The 20,808-nt window shown below is 64.8% G+C and carries 20 protein-coding genes; 10 read left to right on the forward strand and 10 right to left on the reverse strand.

Annotation, left to right across the window (positions count from 1 at the left end; genetic code table 11):
* The first annotated feature begins 17 nt into the window (after nt 1–17).
* Both QOL68_RS04400 and QOL68_RS04405 read left to right on the forward strand, forming a co-directional pair.
* A complete protein-coding gene (locus QOL68_RS04400; protein WP_167541751.1) occupies nt 18–773 on the forward strand; it encodes a FadR/GntR family transcriptional regulator in 756 nt (251 codons plus the stop codon).
* Nucleotides 770–2,275 (forward strand): AMP-binding protein, encoded by a 1,506-nt coding sequence (locus QOL68_RS04405; RefSeq protein ID WP_282947291.1) that lies wholly within the window; start codon nt 770–772, stop codon nt 2,273–2,275. Before QOL68_RS04400 ends, QOL68_RS04405 begins: the two co-directional genes overlap by 4 nt.
* On the opposite strand, the gene QOL68_RS04410 is transcribed toward QOL68_RS04405, so the two are convergent.
* From QOL68_RS04410 to QOL68_RS04425, 4 genes are read right to left on the reverse strand one after another with little or no spacing between them, the layout of a single operon-like run.
* Nucleotides 2,272–3,060 carry an SDR family oxidoreductase gene (locus tag QOL68_RS04410; protein ID WP_283404276.1) on the reverse strand — a complete coding sequence of 263 codons (789 nt, stop codon included), beginning with the start codon at nt 3,058–3,060 and terminating at the stop codon, nt 2,272–2,274. The two genes, QOL68_RS04405 and QOL68_RS04410, sit on opposite strands and share 4 nt — an antisense overlap.
* 2 nt (nt 3,061–3,062) lie before the next feature.
* Nucleotides 3,063–4,547, reverse strand: coding sequence for an aldehyde dehydrogenase family protein (locus QOL68_RS04415; RefSeq protein ID WP_282947293.1), 1,485 nt, complete (start codon nt 4,545–4,547; stop codon nt 3,063–3,065).
* A gap of 23 nt (nt 4,548–4,570) precedes the next feature.
* Nucleotides 4,571–5,005 (reverse strand): VOC family protein, encoded by a 435-nt coding sequence (locus QOL68_RS04420; RefSeq protein WP_282947295.1) that lies wholly within the window; start codon nt 5,003–5,005, stop codon nt 4,571–4,573.
* A 4-nt stretch (nt 5,006–5,009) separates the two neighbouring features.
* On the reverse strand, nt 5,010–6,197 hold the full coding sequence (locus tag QOL68_RS04425) for a cytochrome P450 (RefSeq protein WP_282947297.1): 1,188 nt from the start codon (nt 6,195–6,197) through the stop codon (nt 5,010–5,012).
* Nucleotides 6,198–6,259: 62 nt separating this feature from the next.
* Between QOL68_RS04425 and QOL68_RS04430 the strand changes: the two genes are divergently transcribed.
* Nucleotides 6,260–6,823: a TetR/AcrR family transcriptional regulator gene (locus QOL68_RS04430; RefSeq protein ID WP_058454034.1), complete on the forward strand. Its 564-nt coding sequence runs from the start codon at nt 6,260–6,262 to the stop codon at nt 6,821–6,823.
* Between the two features lie 24 nt (nt 6,824–6,847).
* Here the strand turns inward: QOL68_RS04430 and QOL68_RS04435 are convergent, their stop codons facing one another.
* Genes QOL68_RS04435 through QOL68_RS04460 form a run of 6 tightly spaced genes read right to left on the reverse strand, consistent with a single transcriptional unit; the run spans nt 6,848 to nt 12,389 of the window.
* Nucleotides 6,848–7,891, reverse strand: a complete 1,044-nt coding sequence (locus QOL68_RS04435; protein ID WP_282947300.1) for an NAD(P)-dependent alcohol dehydrogenase — start codon at nt 7,889–7,891, stop codon at nt 6,848–6,850.
* Nucleotides 7,888–8,790: an acyl-CoA dehydrogenase family protein gene (locus QOL68_RS04440; protein ID WP_282947302.1), complete on the reverse strand. Its 903-nt coding sequence runs from the start codon at nt 8,788–8,790 to the stop codon at nt 7,888–7,890. Before QOL68_RS04440 ends, QOL68_RS04435 begins: the two co-directional genes overlap by 4 nt.
* Nucleotides 8,791–8,794: 4 nt before the next feature.
* Nucleotides 8,795–9,946, reverse strand: coding sequence for an acyl-CoA dehydrogenase family protein (locus tag QOL68_RS04445; RefSeq protein WP_282947304.1), 1,152 nt, complete (start codon nt 9,944–9,946; stop codon nt 8,795–8,797).
* Entirely contained in the window at nt 9,946–10,701 is a 756-nt protein-coding gene (locus QOL68_RS04450; protein WP_282947306.1) for an enoyl-CoA hydratase/isomerase family protein, read from the reverse strand. Before QOL68_RS04450 ends, QOL68_RS04445 begins: the two co-directional genes overlap by 1 nt.
* Entirely contained in the window at nt 10,698–11,609 is a 912-nt protein-coding gene (locus QOL68_RS04455) for an SDR family oxidoreductase (protein WP_282947309.1), read from the reverse strand. The genes QOL68_RS04450 and QOL68_RS04455 overlap by 4 nt, the downstream gene beginning before the upstream one ends.
* Complete coding sequence (locus tag QOL68_RS04460) at nt 11,610–12,389, reverse strand: enoyl-CoA hydratase/isomerase family protein (protein ID WP_282947310.1); 780 nt, start codon at nt 12,387–12,389, stop codon at nt 11,610–11,612.
* A 95-nt stretch (nt 12,390–12,484) separates the two neighbouring features.
* On the opposite strand from QOL68_RS04460, the gene QOL68_RS04465 reads away from it, so the two are divergent.
* From QOL68_RS04465 to QOL68_RS04495, 7 genes are all read left to right on the forward strand, one after another.
* Nucleotides 12,485–13,243, forward strand: a complete 759-nt coding sequence (locus tag QOL68_RS04465; protein ID WP_282947312.1) for an SDR family NAD(P)-dependent oxidoreductase — start codon at nt 12,485–12,487, stop codon at nt 13,241–13,243.
* Nucleotides 13,243–14,742: a class I adenylate-forming enzyme family protein gene (locus QOL68_RS04470; RefSeq protein ID WP_282947314.1), complete on the forward strand. Its 1,500-nt coding sequence runs from the start codon at nt 13,243–13,245 to the stop codon at nt 14,740–14,742. The genes QOL68_RS04465 and QOL68_RS04470 overlap by 1 nt, the downstream gene beginning before the upstream one ends.
* On the forward strand, nt 14,742–15,560 hold the full coding sequence (locus QOL68_RS04475; RefSeq protein WP_282947316.1) for an SDR family NAD(P)-dependent oxidoreductase: 819 nt from the start codon (nt 14,742–14,744) through the stop codon (nt 15,558–15,560). Before QOL68_RS04470 ends, QOL68_RS04475 begins: the two co-directional genes overlap by 1 nt.
* Nucleotides 15,560–16,354: an SDR family oxidoreductase gene (locus QOL68_RS04480; protein WP_282947317.1), complete on the forward strand. Its 795-nt coding sequence runs from the start codon at nt 15,560–15,562 to the stop codon at nt 16,352–16,354. The genes QOL68_RS04475 and QOL68_RS04480 overlap by 1 nt, the downstream gene beginning before the upstream one ends.
* A 23-nt stretch (nt 16,355–16,377) precedes the next feature.
* Nucleotides 16,378–17,172 (forward strand): SDR family oxidoreductase, encoded by a 795-nt coding sequence (locus QOL68_RS04485; RefSeq protein WP_282947319.1) that lies wholly within the window; start codon nt 16,378–16,380, stop codon nt 17,170–17,172.
* A 142-nt stretch (nt 17,173–17,314) separates the two neighbouring features.
* The gene (locus QOL68_RS04490) at nt 17,315–18,202 is read left to right on the forward strand and encodes a DUF2889 domain-containing protein (RefSeq protein WP_282947321.1); all 888 of its coding nucleotides are present in this window, start codon (nt 17,315–17,317) and stop codon (nt 18,200–18,202) included.
* Between the two features lie 119 nt (nt 18,203–18,321).
* Nucleotides 18,322–20,790: a TonB-dependent receptor gene (locus QOL68_RS04495; protein ID WP_282947323.1), complete on the forward strand. Its 2,469-nt coding sequence runs from the start codon at nt 18,322–18,324 to the stop codon at nt 20,788–20,790.
* Nucleotides 20,791–20,808: the final 18 nt, after the last annotated feature.

Genomic DNA, 20,808 nt, shown 5'->3' on the forward strand with positions numbered 1-20,808 from the left:
AGAGCGATAGGGACAACGTGCGAATTCGGGTTCCCAAGACGTCGGAATTGGTCGCGGACCAGATCCGCGCGCAAATCATCCGCGGTGAACTGACCGAAGGCGATTCGCTCCCGCCCGAAGGCGTGCTGATGACGACGCTCGGCGTGTCGCGCCCGACGCTGCGCGAAGCCTTCCGCATCCTCGAAGCCGAAAGCCTGATCAGTGTCGTGCGCGGATCGCGCAGCGGCGCGCGCGTCCATCGCCCCTCGACCGAACTCGTCTCGCGCTACGCCGGCTATGTGCTCGAATCGCAGGGTACGACCATTGCCGACCTTTACGCTGCGCGCCTTGCGATCGAGCCGACGGTCGTCCGCTGGCTGGCGACGGCAAAGGGCGAGACGCCGGGCATGCCGAAGCTCAAGACGGTGCTCAAGGAATTGGGCGATATGCTGACGAACGAACAATATGACGAGTTCATCGACAATATCGCCTATTTCCACCAGGTGCTCGTCGAGGCGACCGGAAACAAGACGCTCAGCTTCATGAATCGCATGCTGCTCAATCTCGCGCGCACCCACCAGAACGACTATCAGCGCCGCCACCCGCGTTCGACCGAGGAACGCATGAAGAGCATCCGCGCCGGTTTCAAATCATACGACAAGCTGATCGGCCTGATCGAAAAGGGCGAGGTCGAGGAAGCCGTCGCGCATTGGCGTCTTCACCTGCGCAACGCCAACGAAACCTGGGCCGTGCGCGGCGAGGGCGAGCGGATCGTCGACTCGCTCCACGGATGAGCTTTATCGAGGCGATGACCGCTGCGGCGGCGCGGGCGCCCGATGCGCCGCTCACCGTCGCCTCCGACATGCGACCCTGCACCACGACATTGGGCGAGGTGGTCGCGGCGGGCCGACGTATGGGCACGCGATTGACGGCGGCGGGCGTCGGCCCCGGCGATATCGTCGGGTGCATGATTCCCAACTGGCGCGAGTGGCTCGTGGTGGCAGTGGCGGCGGCGCAGTCGGGAGCCGTGATGCTGCCGATCGTCACCATCTATGGCGCCAAAGAGCTTGGCTTCATCCTGCGCCAGTCGGGCGCCAGATGGCTATTTACGCCCGACCGTTTCCGCAATGTCGAATATGACCGATTGGTGGCGGATTGCGGCGACCTCCCTGCGCTCGAACGCCATGTCGCAACGGGCCCCGATTTTGACGCGCTCGAGGCCGACGGCCCCATCGGCGACCCGGTACCGGTCGACCCCGATGCGCTGGCGCTGCTCGTTTACACGTCGGGTACGACTGCCGATCCGAAGGGTGTGATGCATTCGGCGCGCGGCCTGCTCGCCGAACTGGCGACGATGCAGGCGATACGCGGCGGCGATGGAGATGACGCCGTGATCTCGCCCTGGCCGCCGGGCCATGTCGCGGGCGCGCTGTCGATGTATCGCTATCTCTGCCAGGGAGCGCCGCTGGTGCTGATGGATCAGTGGGACCCCGCGCTGGCGGCGGAGCTGGTCGATCGGCATCGCGTGACCACATCGTCGGGCACGCCGTTTCACCTGTCGGGCATGATCGCGGCGGCTGATGCCAATGGCAACGACCTGACGTCGCTGCGCCAATATCTCGTCGGCGCCGCGCCCGTGCCGCCGTCGCTGATCGAACGCTGTCAGGCGCAGGGCCTTGCGGTCTATCATTGTTATGGGTCGAGCGAGCATCCGACGGTGACCTCGGGCGTCGTCGACGACCCCCTCGACAAGCAGCTCCACACCGAAGGCCGCGCGATCGCAGGGTCGGAGATGCGCTTCGTCGATGACGATGGCACCGACGTCCCGGCGGGTCAGGATGGCGAAATCTGCACGCGCGGACCCGAATTGTTCATGGGATATCTCGACCCCGCGCTGAACGACACCGCGTTCCTTCCGGGCGGCTGGTACCGCACGGGCGACATCGGTCGCCTCGACGAGAGCGGCTATCTGCTGATCACCGACCGCAAGAAGGATATCATTATCCGTGGGGGCGAGAATATCTCGTCGAAGGAGGTCGAGTCCGTGCTTCTGTCGCACCCGGCGATTGTCGACGCTGCGGCAGTCGCGGCGCCCGATGACCGGATGGGCGAAGTCGTGCGCGCATGCGTCGTACTCGCCGAGGGCGCGGGGTTGACCCTGGACGACGTGCGCAGCCACTTTGCTGGCGCGGGGATTGCCCGGCAGAAGACCCCCGAGCGCCTCACCATCCTGCCTGCGCTTCCGCGAAATGCATCGGGCAAGGTGCTGAAGCACGAACTCCGGCGAAGCGCTTAGTTGCGCATGATAAACCCGCCGTCGACGTTCAGCGCCTGACCCGTAATCCAGTCGCCCGCCGGAGAGCAAAGCAACAACAACGCCCCGACCAGATCCTGCGGCTCGCCGCGCGGCTGCTTGACCACGCGCGCCATCGCCGCTTGCACGAATGGGCTCTCTTCCGGCGTCAGCGCCTTGCCCGCGTCGGACATCGTCATCCCCGGCGCGATCGCATTGACGTTGACGTTCATCCGGCCAAGCTCGGTCGCGAGCGTCGTCGTCAGCCCGAGCAGCGCGACCTTGCTGATCCCGTAAGTGGTCTGGGCGGGGAATCCTCCCGCCGACAGCTGATTGACGATTTTGCCGCCTCCGCGCGCCTGGAACAGCGGTACCGCGGCCTTTGAACAGATCAGCGCGCCAGTCAGGTTGACGCGCATCAGCTTTTCGAAATCGGCGATGCTCGTCTGGATAGCAGGGGTCCCGACCGCCTCGACCATCAGAGCGGCATTGTTGACGAGAATATCGAGCCCGCCGAACGCCGCCTGCGTCGCTTCCATCATCGCCGCGACCGATGTTTCGTCGGCGATGTCGGCCTGCACGGCGATCGCCTTGCCGCCCGCATCGTTGATCTCGGCGGCAACGCGCTCGGCGCCTTCCTTGTTGAGGTCGGCGACGACGACGCTGGCGCCCGCATTGGCCAAGCCGACCGCATAGGCCCGCCCGATGCTGTTGCCGCGCCCGCCCGCGCCCGTGACGATCGCAACCTTGCCGTCGAGGCGGAACTGGTCGTTGGTGAAATCGGCCACGCTCATGCCTCCTGCTTCGGGAAGATCGGCGCGCCGACGCCGATGGTGACGGTCTTGTAGTGCAGGAACTCGTCGATCCCCGCCTTACCGCCTTCCTTTCCGAACCCCGAAATGCCGACGCCGCCGAAGGGGGTGTGCGGATTGATCTGGAACCCGCCATTACTATAGACGCCACCCGCGTTCAGCCGCTCAGACAGGCGGTGGACGCGCTGCAGGTCGTTCGACTGGATATAGGCCGCCAGCCCATATTCGCTGTTGTTGGCGATCGCGACCGCCTCGTCCTCGTCGTGGAACTTGATCACGACGACGGCGGGCCCGAAGATTTCGACCTGGCTGATTTCATGGTCGGGATCGGCATCGACGATCAGCGTCGGCTCGATGAAATTGCCGCTCGCCAGATCGCCGCCGCACCGTCCGCCGCCGAGCAGGAAGGTCGCGGCATTGTCGGCCTTGGCCCGGTCGAACATGCCGGTGATGCGGTCGACCGCGGCCTTGTTGATCACGGGCCCGACCGCGACGGTCGGATCCATCGGGTCGCCGACCTTGAACTGGCCAATGATCGCCTTCAGTCGCGCGACGAAATCGTCGTAGATGTCGGCGTGGACAAGCTGGCGGGTGGGGAGGGCGCAGCCCTGACCCGACAGACACCCAACGGTCCAGAACACCGCGCGTTCGGCGGCCGCCTGAATATCGCAGTCGGGGAAGACGAGGCTCGCCGATTTGCCGCCCAGTTCCATCACCGACGGCTTGATCTCCTCGGCGCACGCGGCAAGGATCTTGCGCGCGGTGATCGGCCCGCCGGTGAAGCTGATCTTGCGGATCTTCTTGTGCCGCACGATCGCATCGCCCGCTTCGGCGGTGCCGGGCAGGATCGACAGCACGCCATCGGGTACCCCCGCCCTTGTGCACAATTGCGCGAACAGCTCGGGCGCGAAGGGGGTGATTTCGGCTGGCTTGCAGATGACGCAATTGCCCGCGGCGAGCGCCGCGCACACCTTCATGCCCAGCGAGATCAGCGGACCGTTCCAGGTGATGATGATCCCGACGATGCCGATCGGCTCGGGCACCGTGTAGGACAGCTCGCCGCGCGTATCGAAGGTGCTCAGCAGGTCGCCCGACAATTTGTCGCACCAGCCGGCATAGTAGCGCGTCCAGCCCACCGCGGTCTCGACCCCGCGTTCGCCGACCATCAAGGTCGTGCCGCCGTCGAGTGCCGCCGCGCGCGCAAGGTCCGCCTTGTTTTCCTCGAGCAGGTCGGCGAGGCGGTTGAGGATATTGCGGCGCGTCTCGGGCGGCGTTCGGCGCCATTGCTCGCGCACCGCTTCCGCCTTGGCGACCGCTTCCTCGACCTCTTTCGTCCCGGCAAGCGGGATGTCCGCCTGCACCGACTGGGTGACGGGGTGGAGATGCGGATGTGTCCCGCCGCTGCCGCTGCTGCGTTGCTCATGTCCCAGATGCAGGTGAACTGCGGGTGCTGCGCTTGCCATAATGGATCCTCTTCTCGTTTCTGTCAGTCGGTTTGGGGCAGGGCGAGCGTCAGGCCGCCGTCGGCGCCCGGTCGCATCGCCGGGCTCCAGACGATCTCCCAGCCATTGCCCTCGGGGTCGGCGAAATAGCCCGAGTACAGCCCGCCATCGCGATCACGGATCGGGCTGGTGATTTTAGCGCCGGCGGCGATAGCCCCGGCAAACTGCGCATCGACGTCGGCCTTCGTCTCGACAAAGATCGCATTGACCGCCCGCGGCGTCGCCGACAGGTCGATGCCGCTTTCGGCGGCCAGATAATCGCGCGGGACGAAGACGATCACCGCGGTCCCGGCGCGCAGCATCAAAGACCCCGGCATGTCGGGTCCCCACGTCTGCCAGCCGAGATTGTCGACGTAGAATTTGCGTAGCGCCGCGATGTCGCCCGCGGGCACCATCAGCATATGCAAGGCTTGATCCATCTCTTTAACTCCACGCTAGATGCAGATGTTCGAGCGCCATCACGCTGCCGCCGCGGCACGTCTCGTCGCCCTTTTCGATTCGCCGGAAATGGCCGATGCGGGTAAACCAGGCGCGATAGAAGACGATCAGCTCCATCCGCGCGAGGTGGAGGCCAAGGCAGGTGTGGATGCCCGATCCGAACGCGGCATGGCGATAGAATTGCCGCTCGACCGATACGGTTTTTGGATCGGGATTGAGCCCTTCATCCCAACCGACGAGTGGCAACGGGGCGAGGATGCAGTCGCCGGCGAAGAGCTTTACGCCCTCCAGCTCGGTATCCGCGACGATGTAGCGCGGCGTTGCGACGAAGGCGTATCGGCGCAGCAATTCCTCGACGAGATCGGGGATCACATCGGGATCGTCGATCGCGCGCTGGCGCAGCGTCTCGTCATGCGCGAGGTGGCGCATCCCGAAACTCATCGCATTGGTCACGGTGTCGAGCCCCGCGAGAAACATCAGGAAGCCGATCGACATCAGCTCCTCGAACGTCAGTCGGCGCCCCTCCACCTCGCTGACGATGATCTTCGAGATCATGTCGTCGCGCGGTTCGGCCATGCGCTGCTGGATCAGCTCGGCGAGATGGCCGAGGATCGTCTGTGCCAGCGCGTTGCGCTCATCGGGGGTCGCGCGGGCGTTGAAAAAGCCGACGACGAGATGACGGAATTCGTCGAACTTCTCCATCGGAAAGCCGAACAATTCCATAAACACCGCGACCGGCAAGCGCGACGCGATGCTCGATACGAACTCGCATTCGCCCGCCTCGACGATCTTGCCGAGCAGCTGGTCGGTCCATTCGACCACCCGCGCCTCGAGCGGGGCGATGGCCTTCGATTCAAAAAAGGGGCGCAGCATTTGCCGGTAAGGGCGATGCTCGGGCGGGTCGAGCATCTCGGGGATCATCGCCGGCTGGTTCGGATTGGGCGGGATCGACAGATAGCGACTCGAATAAATCTCCGGATGCCGGATTACCTGAGACACCGATGATGCGGTGTTGCACATCCAGTGCCCGCCATGCGCATTGGTCCAGAACACCGGCGGCGCGGTCTCCTTCAGTTCCCAATAGCGATCATGGACGTCGGCCAGCAAACCGGGATCGGCGATATAGTCGAACTCATAGACCGGCGAACGCGCCGGGGTCTGCGACTCGGTCATGTTCCTCTCCTCTTGCGCTCAAGTAAACGACTGTTTACATCAAGAGTCAACGGGGAGGCAGCATGGCAACGGCAATCAACGACAAGGCACGCGACGCCGACCGGACGCGGCAAGCGATCCTTTTTGCTGCGCAGCAAATTTTCGCGGAAAAAGGATTTGCCGAGGCCGGTGTGCGCGACATTACCGCGCGCGCCGGGGTGAACCCGTCGCTGGTCAGCCGCTATTTCGGCGGCAAGCTGAAACTGTTCGAGGCCGCGCTCGATGCGGCGCTCGATGCGCGGATGATGACCGACTTGCCCAAGCAAGGGTTCGGCCGCGCGATCATGGCGCGCTTCGCCGACGAGGAGAAGGGGCGGGTGCAGCCGCTGCCGATCCTGTTCGGCGCGGCGCCCGACAGCGAAGCGCGCGCCGTCGCGCTCCGCCTGTTGCACGACCATGTGCTCGCGCCATTGTCCGAATGGTTCGGGGGCGAGGCCGGCGAGGTCAAGGCGGCCGCCTTCATGGTCGTTTCGCTCGGCTTTTTCACCTATCGCGACCAGTTGCCGCTGCGGCAATTTGCGGGGCCGGTCGAGCCCGGCCTGCGCCGTTGGCTGGAAGACACGTTTCAGGCCATCGTCGACGACTAGGGTCCTGGCGCTGGGCCGGACATGTCACAGCGTCGCCATGTCGATCACGAAGCGATATTTGACGTCCGATTTCTCCATCCGTTCGTAAGCCGTGTTCACGTCGGCCATCGCGATGGTTTCTGTCTCGGGCAGGATGCCATGCTCGGCACAGAAATCGAGCATCTCCTGCGTTTCCTTTATCCCGCCAATCGCCGAGCCCGCGACCGATTTGCGGCCGCCGAGCAGCAGCCCCGAATGAAAGCCGGGCATCTGATCGACCGCGCCCACGATCACCAGATGGCCCGATGCTTTGAGCAGGCGCAGGTAGTTTTGATACTCGTGCGCGACCGGGATCGTGTCGAGGATGAAGTCGAAACGGCCCGTCGCTGCCTTCATCGCCTCCTTGTCCGTCGCGATCAGCACATGCGATGCGCCGAGTGAACGGGCATCGTCGGCCTTTGACGGCGAGGTGGTAATCATCGTCACCTCGGCGCCGAGCGCGGCGGCGAATTTAACCCCCATATGACCAAGTCCGCCGAGGCCCGCCACCGCGACCCGCTTGCCGGGACCGACACCCCAATGCCGCAGCGGCGACCAGGTGGTAATGCCGGCGCACAACAAGGGTGCCGCCTTGGAGAGATCGAGCGCGTCGGGCACGCGCAGCACGAACTTGTCGCGCACGATCACGCGTTTCGAATAGCCGCCCTGCGTCTGGTTGCCGTCGTGCCGGTCGCGGCCGTTGTAGGTGCCGACGCTGCCGGGGCAATATTGCTCCTGATGCTCGGCGCAGTTGGGGCATTCGAGGCAGGCATCGACGAGGCAGCCGACGGCGACCGCATCGCCGATCGCGAAGCCGTCGACCGCGCTGCCAATTGCGCTCACGCGTCCGACGATCTCGTGCCCCGGAACGATGGGGTAACGTGTCCGTCCCCAGTCGTTGCGCGCGGTGTGAAGGTCCGAATGGCAGACGCCGCAATAGAGGATGTCGATCGCGACATCGTCGGCGCGCAGCTCGCGGCGCTCGATCGGCATCGGGGCAAGGGCGGCATCGGGGGCGGTTGCGCCCCAGGCGGCAACAGCTTCGGTCATGCGGCATCCTCCAGTAACAAAGCGGCGTCGGCGGGGGCGATGAACTGCAGCAGGTGCGCGCGCTTCAGGCAGAGATGCGGCGCGGCCTCGTCGGTCATGCCGATGCCGCCATGGACCTGGATATTGGCGCGGCCGTTGTCGAGTGCGGCCTGGTCGCCGAGGCGCTTGGCGGCGGCGATATGAAAGGCGGCGTCGGTATCGCGCGCGTCGAGCGAACAGGCGGCATAATAGAGCTGCGAACGCGCCACCGCGGCGCGCACCGCCATATCCGAACAGATATGCTTGAGCGCCTGGAACCAGCCGATCGGGCGGTCGAACTGGTGGCGAAGCTTGGCATATTCGGCCGCCATGTCGCGCGCCGCGTCGGCGCAGCCGACCGCATAGGCTGCGGCCAGCAGTTGCAGGTGCAGCGGCGCGGCGGCATCCTTGGTCCCCACCGAGGCCGTCCATTCCTGCCGGCTCTGGTCGGTCGACGGGTCGATCGTTGGCGCGTGTGTCCGGCCATCCTGCATAGCGAACAGACGCAACCCGCCGGCTGTCCACATCAGCGCGGCATGCGAACCGCCCGGATCGAGCACGCGCATATCGCTTGGTTCTTCGGCAGGCAGCGCAAGCGCGACTTTGCCGTCGAAGCCTTCGGCGAACCATCGACGGGCCGCTGCAGTAGAGATCAGCCCGATCGGCGCGAGGACGCGGCCGAGCTCGGAGAAGACAACTGCCTCCGTCGCATGGTCCAGGTCCATTCCGGGTGCTGTCATGCCAGTCCAGCCCATCGCTTCGAGATCGCCCCAAAGACCGGCGGGACGCGACCGCGCTCCCTCCAGCGGCATATGGTCGCGGCACCAGTCGGCGGTCGCGGTCCGCAGCGCTTCCTGCTCGTCGTTCAGAGTCAAATCCATCGCGTCACCTCGATTTGGGCAGGCCGAGCAAGCGCTCGCCGATGATGTCGCGCTGGATCTGCGCCGTGCCGCCCGCGATCGTCGAGGCGAAACCGCGGAGATAATCCTGCACCGCATTGTCGTCGCCATAGGCAAAGTCGATCAAGTCCTGGCCCATCAACAGCACGGCCATCCGCTCGAGCCGCTGACCGAGCTCCGCGGTGAACAGCCGGATCACCGACGCTTCGGGCCCCGGTTGCCCGGTGCGCACGACTTCGGAAATATTGCGGTAGGTCATTGCGCGCAGCGCCGCGACCTCGGCGCGCATCTGAGCCAACTGGTCGGCGATGCGGTCGTCCTTGATCATTCCGTTCGCGCGCGCAGTCGTCACCAGCTCCGCAATCTCCTGCCCCGCCTTGACCTGCTCGGCGATAAAGCCCGTTCCGCGCTCGAAGCTCAGCGTCGACATCGCGACCTTCCACCCGTTGCCGAGCCCGCCGACGACATTGGAAAGCGGTATGCGGACATCGTCGTAAAAAACCTCGGCAAACTCGGTCTGCCCCGACATTTTCCTAATCGGCCGCACCGTGATCCCCGGCGCATGCATGTCGCAGATCGCCCAGCTCAGCCCGGCGTGCCGCTGCGACCCTTCCTCGGTCCGCAGCACCAGTTCCTGCCAGTCGGCGACATGCGCAAAGCTCGTCCAGATCTTCGACCCGTTGACGACCAGCTCGTCGCCCTCGATCCGCCCGCGCGTCTTGATGCCCGCGAGGTCGGAGCCCGCGCCCGGCTCCGAAAAACCCTGGCACCAGATCGCTTCGCCCCTCAGGATGCGGGGCAGGTGATAGGCCTTCTGCTCTTCGCTCGCGTTCAGGATCAGCGTCGGCCCGCCATGGTTGATCCCGACGAAATTGGCGCCGATCCATGGGGCGTGCGCCTTTGCATATTCCTCCAGCCAGATCACCTGCTGGACGATCGACAGTCCGCGGCCGCCATAATCGGCAGGCCAGTTGATCCCCGCCCAGCCGGCGTCGAACAGCCGCCGCTGCCACGCTTTGTCGAAACCGATCGCGTCGGCCGCGTCGAGCGGGCGTTTCTCTGCGGGCACATTGGCGTGCAACCAGTCGCGGCACTCCTCGCGAAAGCGCGTCTCTTCGACGGAAAAGCCGATGTCCATCAATCGGCCTTTTTCGCGCTGCCGATGGGCTCGCCCTTTTTGCGCATCGCGGGATCAAAGCCCGCGTTGCGCATCAATTCGTGGTTCAGCCCCGCGCCGAGCGCCATGCCGTCGGTGTCGTAAATCAGCCGCTTGTTCTCGGCATTGCTGTGGCGGCTGTTGCCGAGGATCAGCGCGGCGAGCTCGGACACCTTGGCATCCAGTTCGTCATCGGCGACGCAATAATTGGCGAGCCCCATCGCGGCGGCCTGCTCGCCAGTATAGGGCTGGCACGTCAGCATCATTTCGAGCGCCTTCGCCTGGCCGACGCGGCGCGGCAGGCGCTGCGACAGGCCCCAGCCCGGAACCAGCCCCCAATTGCCATGCGTATCGGCGAAGCGCGCGCTGGTATCGCAGACGATGAAATCGGCCGAGAGCGCGAATTCGAGCCCGCCAGTGTAGCAACTGCCGCGCACCTTCGCGATCACGGGTTGCGGCAGCGTGGTCAGCCGTTCGAGGATCAGCATCTCCTGCCGCAGCCAGCCGAGCGCATCGGCGTGCGGCGCCTGCTTCAGATCATGCCCGGCGCAGAAATGCCCGCCCGCGCCCGTCACGACGATCAGGCCGACCTCGCTGCCATCGGCTTCGATATCGCGGATATGCGCGCGGAATTCGCGAAACAGCTCGCGGTTGATCGCGTTGCGCTGGGCGGGCCGGTTCAGCGTCAATGTGCAGATGCTGCCAGCATCGTGCCGCAGGACGAGCGCTTCGCTCATGCCACGTCTCCCCGCGTTTTGGCGATTGCCGCCGCCGCCGTGCCGTTTTCGCGCGCGCGTTTGCCGAACTGCTCGCGGATCGGCACGAATTCGGGCATCACCAATGACCGCCGCAGCCAGTTCGCGGCATCGACGACCAGCGTGTGCCCGCTGATATAGGTCGCATAGGGTGAGCAGAGGAAGGTCGCCGCCCAACCGAGTTCGCGCACCTCACCAACACGCATTCCCGGGATCGTGTTGTCGCCGCGCTCGCCGACGCGGTGGCGCGTCATATGGTCGGGCAGATCTTGATGCGGGAAACGGCCAGGCGCGATGCAATTGACGCGGATGCCGTCAGGTGCCCATTCGACCGCAAGGCTCTGCGTCAGGTTGGTCACACCTGCCTTCGCCGCCGCCGAATGCGACGTGCCCGGTCCGCCCGTCCAGCTATAGGTCGCCCCGATATTCAGGATTGCGCCGGGCAGCCCCGCCGCGAGCCGCCGGATCGCAAATTCGCGGCTGCAATTATAGGTGCCGTTGAGGACGATATCGACGACGGTGCGAAAACCGTTCGGCGTCATTTCTTCCGCCGGCGCGGGGAAATTTCCTGCTGCATTGTTGATCAGCACGTCGACCGGGCCAAGCTTCGCCTCGATCGCGTCGAACGCCGTCGCGACAGCGTCGGGATCGCGCACGTCGCACGCGACGGCGATCGCCTCGGCGCCGACGTCGCGGATCGCCGCGAGCCCGGCTTCGAGGTGCTCGGGCTTGCGGCTCAGCACCGCGATCTTGGCGCCCAGCCGGGCAAATTCGACCGCCATGCCCTTGCCCAGCCCGGTGCCGCCGCCGGTCACGGCGACAACCTGTCCGGCATAGGTCCCATCGGGCAGCGCTTTCGCGCCAAGCGGGGGCGGGGCGGGGAGGGCCATTTATTTGCCTTTATACTGCGGCGCGCGCTTCTCGCGGATCGCGGTGCGGGCCTCGTGATAATCGTCGGTCTTGAACAGATAGCTTTGCGCATAAAGCTCGGCGCGCGTGCCGGTGCGGATCGTCGCACCGTGCATCAGGTTGATCATCTCCTTCGCCATCGCGAGGTTGATCGGCGGTTTAGCGGCGATATCGCGCGCGACCGCCAGCGCCCGGGCGTCGAGTTCATCGGGTTCGACAACGAAATCGACCGCGCCCCATTCCAGCGCGGTCGCAGCGTCGATCTTCTGCCCGGTCATCACCATATATTTGGTCCGCGACGGACCGATCAGCGCGGTCATCATCTGCGTCCCGCCGGTATCGGGGAGCACCCCGTACAGGATCTCGGGCAACGCCATTTTCAGCGTCGTGTCGCTCATCCGAATATCGGCGGCGAGCGCGAGTTCGCACCCGCCGCCGATAGCGCCCCCCTTCAGCGCGGCGATGATCGGCTTGGTCGATTCCTGCATCCGCAGGCGGCCTTCCTGGTGGCGGCGTACGAAATGGAAATCGCTCTCGTCGCGCGCGCGCTGGCCCAGCACGTTGGTGTCGCGCCCCGAGCAGAAGCTTTTTCCGGTCGCGCGGATCAGGATTGCATTCGACTCGGTCTCGTCGAGCGCCTCGCCAACGAGCTGCTGGAACAGTGTCGACATGTCGTCGTCCATCGCATTGTGCCGCTCGGGGCGATTCAGCGTGATGATGCGCAGCGAACCGTCGCGCTCGCTCAAGATCTGATCGGCCATGACCACGCTTCTCCCAAAAGCATTTCGATATAGGTCTTGCACGAGTTATATAACTAGGTCAATTATGTCGCGACAAGGAAATGGGGAGAAAGCGGATGTTCGAAGGCAAGACCGCACTGGTCACTGGCGGTTCGCGCGGCATCGGTGCTGCGATCGTCCAGCGACTCGGCGCCGCGGGCGCGCATGTCGCGATCAACTACGCCGGCAGCAAGGAGGCCGCCGAGACGCTCGCGGCGGGAATCGTCGCGGCGGGCGGCAAGGCGTTCGCGGTGCAGGCCGACGTTTCGACGCTCGCGGGGATCGAGTCGCTGTTCACGGCGTGCGATGCGCAGTTCGGCGGCGCCCCCAATCTCGATTTTCTGATCAACAATGCCGGCGTCGGCCGCGGCGGGCGCGACGGCACGCTCAAGGGCGCGGGCGAGGAGCTTTACGACGAATTGTTCGCGGTCAATGTGAAGGGCCCGCATTTTGTCACGCAAGCCGCGCTGCCGCGGCTGCGCGACGGCGGGCGCATCGTCAATATCGGGTCGATGTCGGGCAAGGTCGGCCAGCCTTTCGCCGCCGCCTATGCGATGACCAAGCGCGCGGTGCAGAGCCTGACCTTCTCGACCGCGCTCGCGGTCGCCAAGCGCCAGATCACCTGCAACTGCATTGCGCCTGGTGCAGTCGCCACCGACTTCATTACCGCGCTGCGCGAAACCCCCGGCTGGGACGAGGCCACTGCGAAACACACGCCGATGGGACGCCTTGGCGAGCCTGACGATATCGCGGGCGCGGTCATGATGCTGCTGGGCGACGATGCGCGCTGGGTCACCGGTCAGATCATCGAGGCGAGCGGGGGCCTTGCGCTCTGATGGCGTTGATGACCGAAAAACTGCGCGCGATCATGGCGCTCGATCCGGATCGGACCGAGATCGATTTTGAAGGGCACGACTATAGCTGGCGACAGATCGCGGAGACTGTCCGCGCGATCGAGAATGCGCTCGAAGCAATGGGACTGCCCGCGGATACGCGCGTCGGCGTGATGCTGCGCAACCGTCCCGGCCATGTCGCCGCGATCGTCGCGGTGCTTTCGACCGACCGCTGCCTCGTTACCCTCAACCCCATCCTGCCCGACGCAAAGCTGTTCGACGACATCGAAGGGCTCGGGCTTCCGGTCGTCATCGCCGACGCAACCGATCTCGCGCGGCCGGGCGTCACCGATGCGCTCGAGCGCGCGGGCTCGGCTGTCGTCGAGATCGGCGCGCGCCTCGAAGGTGCGCGCGTCGTCCCGAGCGGAAGGCGCGCCGCGGTGCAGACTTCACCCGGCGTCGCGATCGAAATGCTCACCAGCGGCACCACGGGAACGCCGAAACGCGTCCCCTTGAGCCGCGACTCCTTCGATGCGAGCTTTCGCGGTTTCACGAAATATGAGCGCGGCCGCAGCTTCGACGACCCGCCGAAGCTCAACTCGGGCTGTACGATGATCGTCAATCCGCTCACGCATATCGGCGGCATCTATGGCTGCATCGGGGCGCTCGCGGCGGGACGGAAGATTGCGCTCCTTGAAAAATTTACCGTCGAGGCGTGGGTTTCTGCCGTGAAGCGCAACCGTCCTGCGGTCGCTCCCGCAGTCCCTTCGGCGGTGCGTATGCTGCTCGACGCCGATGTCGACCCTGCCGACCTGTCGAGCCTCAAGTCGTTAATCTCGGGCACTGCGCCACTTTCACCCGATCTCGTCGATGCCTTTCTCGCCAAATATGGCATCCCGATTTGCGGCAATTATGGCGCGACCGAGTTCGCCGGTGCGATTGCCGGGTGGACGATCGACGATTTCCGTCGGCTCTGGACGGAAAAGCGCGGCGCCGTCGGCCGCGTCCACGGCGATATCGAGGCGCGCGTCGTCGATGCGGAAAGCGGCGCGGTCTTGCCACATGGGACCGAAGGCTTGCTCGAGCTCAAGGGGCGCCAGCTTGACAACGACATGCAATGGCTGCGCACGACCGATCGTGCGGTGCTCGACGCCGATCGTTTTCTTTATATCCGGGGACGCGCCGACAATGCGATCATCCGAGGGGGGTTCAAGATCCATCCCGACGATGTCGCCCGTGCGATCAACGATCATCCCGCCGTGCGCGAAGCCGCGGTGGTGGGCGTGCCCGACGCGCGGCTCGGGGCAGTGCCCGCGGCGGCAATCATCCTCAAGGACGGCGCAGCCGAACCGGAGGTCGAAGTTCTCAAGGCGTGGCTCAAGGAGCGGCTGATCGCGTATCAGGTTCCGGTACACATCCGCTACGTTCCCGACTTTCCGCGCACTCCTTCGATGAAACCATCCGCGCCGGGATTGCAGTCCCTGTTTGAAGGAGCGTCGTGATGGAAGATTTCAGCGGCAAGTCGGTCATCGTCACCGGCGGCGGGCGCGGCGTCGGGCGCGGGATCGCCAAGGCCTTCGCGGCAGCAGGCGCACAGGTCATGCTCGGCGCTCGGACCATATCCTACGCCGAGGATGTGAAGGCCGAGATCGAAAAGGCTGGCGGCGTCGCCGAATGTTTCGCCGCCGACATCGCGCGTCACGCCGATTGCCGTGCGCTCGTCGAAGCCACGGTGCAAGCCTTCGGTACCATCGACATCATCGTCCACGCCGCGGCCGACATTCCGCACGGCGGGGTTGGCCACGTCGACGACGAGCGTCTGGAAGCGGGCTTTGCGAGCATCGCGAAAGCCGCCTGGTGGCTGCTCGACGCCGCGCGGCCCCATCTCGCCGACGCGAAGGATGGCGGGCGATTCATTGCGATCGGTTCGATCAACGGCACCTTCAACGTCGTTCCCAACATGACCGCTTATGGCATGGCGAAGGCTGCGCTCGACGCTTTCATTCGCGCCGCTGCCGGCGACGTCGTGGGCGAGGGGATCACGGTCAACGGGATCAATCCGGGCCTCGTCGCCAGCGACCGCGCCAAAGCCGTGCTCGGCGACGAGGGCCTCGCCGCTTATGGTGCCACCGTTCCCGTCGGCCGCGCGGGTACGCCGGCCGATATCGCGCACGCCTGCCTGTTCCTCGCCTCGGCAAAGTCCGACTATATCACCGGTACGACGATCAAGATGGACGGCGGCTCGACCGTCGCGGCGTCGCCGGGTCGCAACGACATCTTGCAGGAACGGCTCAAGCTCCAGCAGGGAAAGGCGCCCTGATGGACCTCGGGATTGCCGGAAAGGTTGCGCTCGTCTTCGGCGGATCGAAGGGTATCGGACTCGGCTGCGCGCACGAGTTCGCGCGCGAAGGCTGCAAGACCGTGATCGCCGCGCGGACGCAGGCGACGATCGATACTGCGGTTGCCGAGGTGCGAGCGGCGGGCGGGCAGGTCGTCGGCATCTCCGCTGATTGCACGACCAAGGACGGGATAGCATCGGCGGTCAACGCAGCGACCGGCGCGTTCGGGCCGCCCGACATTTTGATCTTCAACGTCGACTCCGGCCCCAAAGGTGCCTTCCTCGACGTCGACGACGAGACTTTTGTCGCCGCGAACAACAACAATGTCATGGCGTTCCGCTGGGCCGTGCAGGCTGTGTTTCCGCATATGCGCGAGCAGGGCTGGGGCCGCATCCTGACGATCGGCACCAACTCGGTGAAGGCGCCGCACCGCAAGCTCCCGCGTGCCGCGCAGAACACCTACCGCGTCGGCGCGCTGGCGCTCTCGAAAACCCTGTCGGCCGAACTCGGTCCCTTCGGCATTACCGTCAACACGCTGGGCACCGGTGCGATCGCGACGCCGCAATTCCGCGACGTGTTTACGAAGATCGCCAAGGCCCAAGGCCAGACCTACGAAGACCATATCGCCGAGCGCGTCAGCGCGTGGCCCGTCCAGCGAATGGGAACGCCCGAGGATATGGCGGCTGCCGCGGCCTTCCTCTGTTCGGATCGTGCCGGGTTCATCACCGGTCAGGTGCTGATCGTCGATGGCGGCAATCTTGAAGTTCTGCAATAATCTGAAAGCAAGGAAACAAGGGCATGAAACTCGATAAGAATTTGGCTGCAGTCGTCACTGGCGGCGCCTCGGGCCTTGGCCGCGCCAGTGCCGAAGCGCTTGCGGGCGCGGGGCTGAAGGTCGCGATCTTCGACGTCAATGAAGAGGGCGGAAAAGCGGTCGCCGACGCGATCGGAGGGATTTTCTGCAAGGTCGATATCACCAGCGAGGACAGTGTCGTCGCGGGGTACGAGGCCGCGCGCGCCGCACACGGCCAGGAGCGGGTGCTCGTCCACTGCGCGCAAATATCGAAGGGCGGAAAGACCGTCCGTTACGACAAGGCGACGGGCGGCTATGTCCGCTACTCGACCGAAGACTACGCCTTCTCCGCACAGGGCATCCTGATCGCCAGCTACCGACTGGCATCGCTGTCGGCGCTCGGCATGGCGAATGCCGAGCCGCTGAACGACGATGGCGAGCGCGGCGCGATCATCCTCACGGCGTCGGCCGCTGCGCAGGATGCGCAGATCGGGCAGGTCGGCTATGGTTCGCTCAAGGCCGGGGTCAACGGGCTCGTCCTGCCGCTGGCGCGCGATCTGATGGACCTTGGCATCCGCGTCAATTCGATCATGCCCGGCATTTTTGCGACGCCGCCGATGCTTGCGGTCAAGGATCGCGCGCCGGCTGTTTTCGAAGGTTTGGCGGCATCGGTGCCGTTCCCCAAGCGCCTCGGCCATCCCGAAGAGTTCGGTTCGCTGGTGCTGGAGCTTGTCCGTAATGGCTATTTCAACGGCCAGAATCTGCGGCTCGATGGCGCCATCCGTATGCCGCCCAAATAGGATCAAGGTTTTGAACGCTCCCCAGCAATTTCCCTTTGCACGGCAGTCGGCGGGCCCGGCGCCCGCGCGTCGGGCAGGCTCGATCCGGCGCACGACTTCGATCGACTCCGACTGGCCCGATGGCTTCGGCCAGGCGTGGATCATGGCCGGGCGTGCTCGCGATCTACTGACCTCTTTCAAGGGCGAAGCGGTGGAACTCGCCCGCGGCGACTTTCGCATCCGGACGTCACCGATCCGCGAGATACTCGAAATATCGGCCACGCCCGATCACCCGCGGCTTCAGGAAATGGTCGGGGTGCGCGCAGGCGGCGCCAGCCGCCACGCGCTCGCGGCGACGCTGGGCGACATCCGCGGCACGCCGACCTTTCAGCTCCTCGATGATTTCGCGGGCGCCAGCCTCGTCGCGGGTTGGATATGGTCGCGCTGGATCGACGACTGGCAGGCGGCGATGCGCAGCAAGGGCACGCAATCGACCGCCGGGAACAAGGGACGAATGCTCAACATCTGCACAGGCTTCACCGAAGGCGCGAGTTCGTTGTCGGAAGGTGGCGGCGTCGACCATGAGCATCAATCATCGACCGAAGTCGGTCCGCTCGCCAACCCGAACGATCCGGCCGGCTGGCACACCATGCCTGAACAGGTCGCCCGCCCCCTGGCACGGCGCGCGCGCCGCATCGACATCTGGCGCGCCGAGGGCGTGCTAAAGGTCGACGCGGGCTTTCAGGACAGCGGGCCCAATCCGGAGGGGACGCGGACCGCGATCCATGAGTATCGGGTCTATGCGGAGATCGACGAAGCGAGCGAAACCCTGCTTTCGCTTCAGGCCTTGCCCCTGATCCTGCCGTTTCGCGAATGCCCCGGTGCCTCGATGAAGGCGGCGCGGATGGTCGGCCAGAATGTCCCGGAATTTCGGCAGGCGGTGCTGGATACGCTCGCCGGCACGCTCGGCTGCACCCATCTCAACGATGTCCTGCGCGCCCTTGCCGACGTGCCGGCCCTGGCACGATTATTACCCAAAGCGCCGGATTGAAGGGAAGAATCTTACGCTTTCCGCAACGGAAAGCGCAATTCACTTGTCTATCTTGTTAGACCTAGTTATACAACTGACGTAGCGAGGACATATGAAGCCTCGCGGGGAGGATGTTGACCATGAATTTCAAGCAGAAGCGCGATTCGTTCCGGATGCTCACCGCGGTCTCGCTGACGGCCATTGCCTTGTCATCGACACCCGCGTTCGCGCAAACCACCCCGCCGCCGCCGGCAGAGAACGAAACCGTCGGTCTCGAAGACATCATTGTCCAGGCGCGCAAGGTGAACGAAAATCTGCAGGATGTTCCCGTTGCGGTGACCGCCTTTACTGGCGAGGGCCTTGAAGCTCAGGGCGCCATCCGTGTCCAGGACATCGCGAACTTTACCCCGGGACTTTATATCCGCTCGGGGTCGAACAGCCCCGCCGGCATCACCGTTGCGCTCCGCGGCCAATTTCAGAACGACACGCTTGCGACGCTCGACCCCTCGGTCGGCACCTATGTCGACGGCGTTTACTGGGCGCGCGCCTATGGTCTCAACACGACCCTGCTCGATATCAGCTCGGTCCAGGTGCTAAAAGGTCCGCAAGGCACCTTGTTCGGGCGCAACACGACCGGCGGCGCGATGCTGATCAACTCCAACGACCCGCGGCTCGGCGAATTTAGCGGTAAACTGTCGGCGAGCTACGGGCGCTTCAACGAGTTCGAGCCGACGGCGGTCGTCAACATCCCGATCGGCGACAAGGTCGCGATCCGTCTTGCCGGCAAAAGATTCAGCCGCGACGGTTATACGACGAACAGCGTTCCGGCAAACACGGCCAGCGCGGTGACTGCGGTCACCACCGCCGTTGCGCGGCGCCCGGTCGGCGGCAATCTCGACGGCCTCAAGCTCGACAACCGCGACCGCTGGCAGGCGCGCGGCAAGCTGCTCATCCAGCCGACCGACAACCTTAGTCTCCTGTTTTCGGGCGAATATTTCAAGATGGACGAGGCTGCGCCGAGCCGCAATCTCGTTTATACGACGCGGGCGTTCAGCGGCGCCAATTCGACCTACAATACCGCCGCCACCAGCGGTACATTCGTCGGCATATTGAACGGCAATCCGCCGGCCAGCGCGACAGCGCCCGGCCTGGCGATTCTCGCGACGGAAGCGGCGCGGCTTGCGGCGGGGGGACGGATCACCGCCAACAACGAGATTCCCTATGTCTACGCCAAGACGCAGACCTATAATTTCACCGGCGCGCTCGACACCAGCTTCGGTCAGGCGAAACTGATCGCTAGCTATCGCAAGGTCAGCGCCAACGCCGGCTTCGATCTCGACGGTTCGGCCTACCCGATCCACTTCACCGAAAGTCAGCAGGAGCTGAAGCAGCAATCGGCGGAGCTCCAGCTCACCGGCAAGATGTTCGGCGATGCCGTCGACTTTGCAGCGGGCGCGTTCGTCTTCCATGAAAGCGGCTTTGACCAGTCGATTTCGATCACGGTCCCGGTCCTCAATCCGGTGACGTCGCATTTCTGGGGGTATATCGATAACGACAGCATCGGCATGTATGGCCAGGCGACCTGGCATCTCAACGACAAGCTGTCGTTCACCGGCGGCCTGCGCTATTCGGTCGACGACAAGGGTCTCGAAACGCGCAGCAACAATTTCAACCGCACCAGCGGGTTGACGACCTGCGCGGTGGTTGCCGGCGTTCCGGCATTCAGTGCCGGCGAGATCGTCGATCCGGTCCAGTGCGCCTTCAAGCGCCGCGACAGCTTCGGCGGATGGTCCTATACGGCGAGCGTCGATTACAAGCTCAACGACGATATCCTAGTCTATGCCAAGACCGCCAAGGGTTTCCGGTCGGGGGGGCAGAATCTCCGCGCGCCGAATACGGCTGCGTTCATCCCCTTCGCACCCGAAGTGGCCTACTCTTACGAAGTCGGTTTCAAGGGCGAGTTTCTCGACAATCGCGTGCGGTTGAACGTCGCGGCCTATACGAGCGACGTGAACGACATTCAGCGTTCGACGCTGGTGTCCGTCCCACCCGTGCCCCCGGCGACCGTTCCCGGCACCGCGACGCTGCTCGGCAACGCGGGCAAGGCTCGCATTCGCGGTCTAGAGGCCGAACTGACCGCCGTGCTGTTCGAAGGCTTTACCGTCCAGGCGTCCGGCGCGCTGGTCGATCCGAAATATGTCCGCTATTCGGATTTGACCGGCGACCGCTCGTTCGAACGGTTCAGCGGTGTGTTCAAGAAGCAATATTCGCTCGCCGCGGACTATACCACGCCGGTCGGCAGCCGCGCGCGGGTCAACCTTCACGTCGATTATTCGTGGCGCAGCAAGGTGCCGCTCGACATCTACAACTATGCGCCCAATCCCGACAATAACGCGATCATCGCTGCGACCACCGGGCCGGCGCTCGGCCTGCTCGGCGCGCGCGCCTCGGTCGAGTTTCTCGACCGGTTCGAGATCGGCGTGTTTGCGCGCAATATCACCAACGAGCGCGAATATGTTCAAAACCAGCTGGTTGCGCCGGTCGGGTATATTTCGGCGACCTACAACGAACCGCGCACTTATGGCGTGACCGCCAGCGTCGAATTCTAGGGACCACAGGGCGCTCCT

Origin of the sequence: Sphingopyxis sp. Geo25 (assembly GCF_949769135.1) — a bacterium.
GTDB lineage: Bacteria > Pseudomonadota > Alphaproteobacteria > Sphingomonadales > Sphingomonadaceae > Sphingopyxis.

Bases quoted from the DNA above. Each gene is read 5' to 3' on its own strand.
- QOL68_RS04405 (WP_282947291.1), top strand. From the start codon at position 770: ATGAGCTTTATCGAGGCGATGACCGCTGCGGCGGCGCGGGCGCCCGAT.
- QOL68_RS04415 (WP_282947293.1), bottom strand. From the start codon at position 4,547: ATGGCAAGCGCAGCACCCGCAGTTCACCTGCATCTGGGACATGAGCAA.
- QOL68_RS04420 (WP_282947295.1), bottom strand. From the start codon at position 5,005: ATGGATCAAGCCTTGCATATGCTGATGGTGCCCGCGGGCGACATCGCG.
- QOL68_RS04425 (WP_282947297.1), bottom strand. From the start codon at position 6,197: ATGACCGAGTCGCAGACCCCGGCGCGTTCGCCGGTCTATGAGTTCGAC.
- QOL68_RS04430 (WP_058454034.1), top strand. From the start codon at position 6,260: ATGGCAACGGCAATCAACGACAAGGCACGCGACGCCGACCGGACGCGG.
- QOL68_RS04435 (WP_282947300.1), bottom strand. From the start codon at position 7,891: ATGACCGAAGCTGTTGCCGCCTGGGGCGCAACCGCCCCCGATGCCGCC.
- QOL68_RS04440 (WP_282947302.1), bottom strand. From the start codon at position 8,790: ATGGATTTGACTCTGAACGACGAGCAGGAAGCGCTGCGGACCGCGACC.
- QOL68_RS04445 (WP_282947304.1), bottom strand. From the start codon at position 9,946: ATGGACATCGGCTTTTCCGTCGAAGAGACGCGCTTTCGCGAGGAGTGC.
- QOL68_RS04450 (WP_282947306.1), bottom strand. From the start codon at position 10,701: ATGAGCGAAGCGCTCGTCCTGCGGCACGATGCTGGCAGCATCTGCACA.
- QOL68_RS04455 (WP_282947309.1), bottom strand. From the start codon at position 11,609: ATGGCCCTCCCCGCCCCGCCCCCGCTTGGCGCGAAAGCGCTGCCCGAT.
- QOL68_RS04460 (WP_282947310.1), bottom strand. From the start codon at position 12,389: ATGGCCGATCAGATCTTGAGCGAGCGCGACGGTTCGCTGCGCATCATC.
- QOL68_RS04465 (WP_282947312.1), top strand. From the start codon at position 12,485: ATGTTCGAAGGCAAGACCGCACTGGTCACTGGCGGTTCGCGCGGCATC.
- QOL68_RS04470 (WP_282947314.1), top strand. From the start codon at position 13,243: ATGGCGTTGATGACCGAAAAACTGCGCGCGATCATGGCGCTCGATCCG.
- QOL68_RS04475 (WP_282947316.1), top strand. From the start codon at position 14,742: ATGGAAGATTTCAGCGGCAAGTCGGTCATCGTCACCGGCGGCGGGCGC.
- QOL68_RS04480 (WP_282947317.1), top strand. From the start codon at position 15,560: ATGGACCTCGGGATTGCCGGAAAGGTTGCGCTCGTCTTCGGCGGATCG.
- QOL68_RS04485 (WP_282947319.1), top strand. From the start codon at position 16,378: ATGAAACTCGATAAGAATTTGGCTGCAGTCGTCACTGGCGGCGCCTCG.
- QOL68_RS04490 (WP_282947321.1), top strand. From the start codon at position 17,315: ATGGCCGGGCGTGCTCGCGATCTACTGACCTCTTTCAAGGGCGAAGCG.
- QOL68_RS04495 (WP_282947323.1), top strand. From the start codon at position 18,322: ATGAATTTCAAGCAGAAGCGCGATTCGTTCCGGATGCTCACCGCGGTC.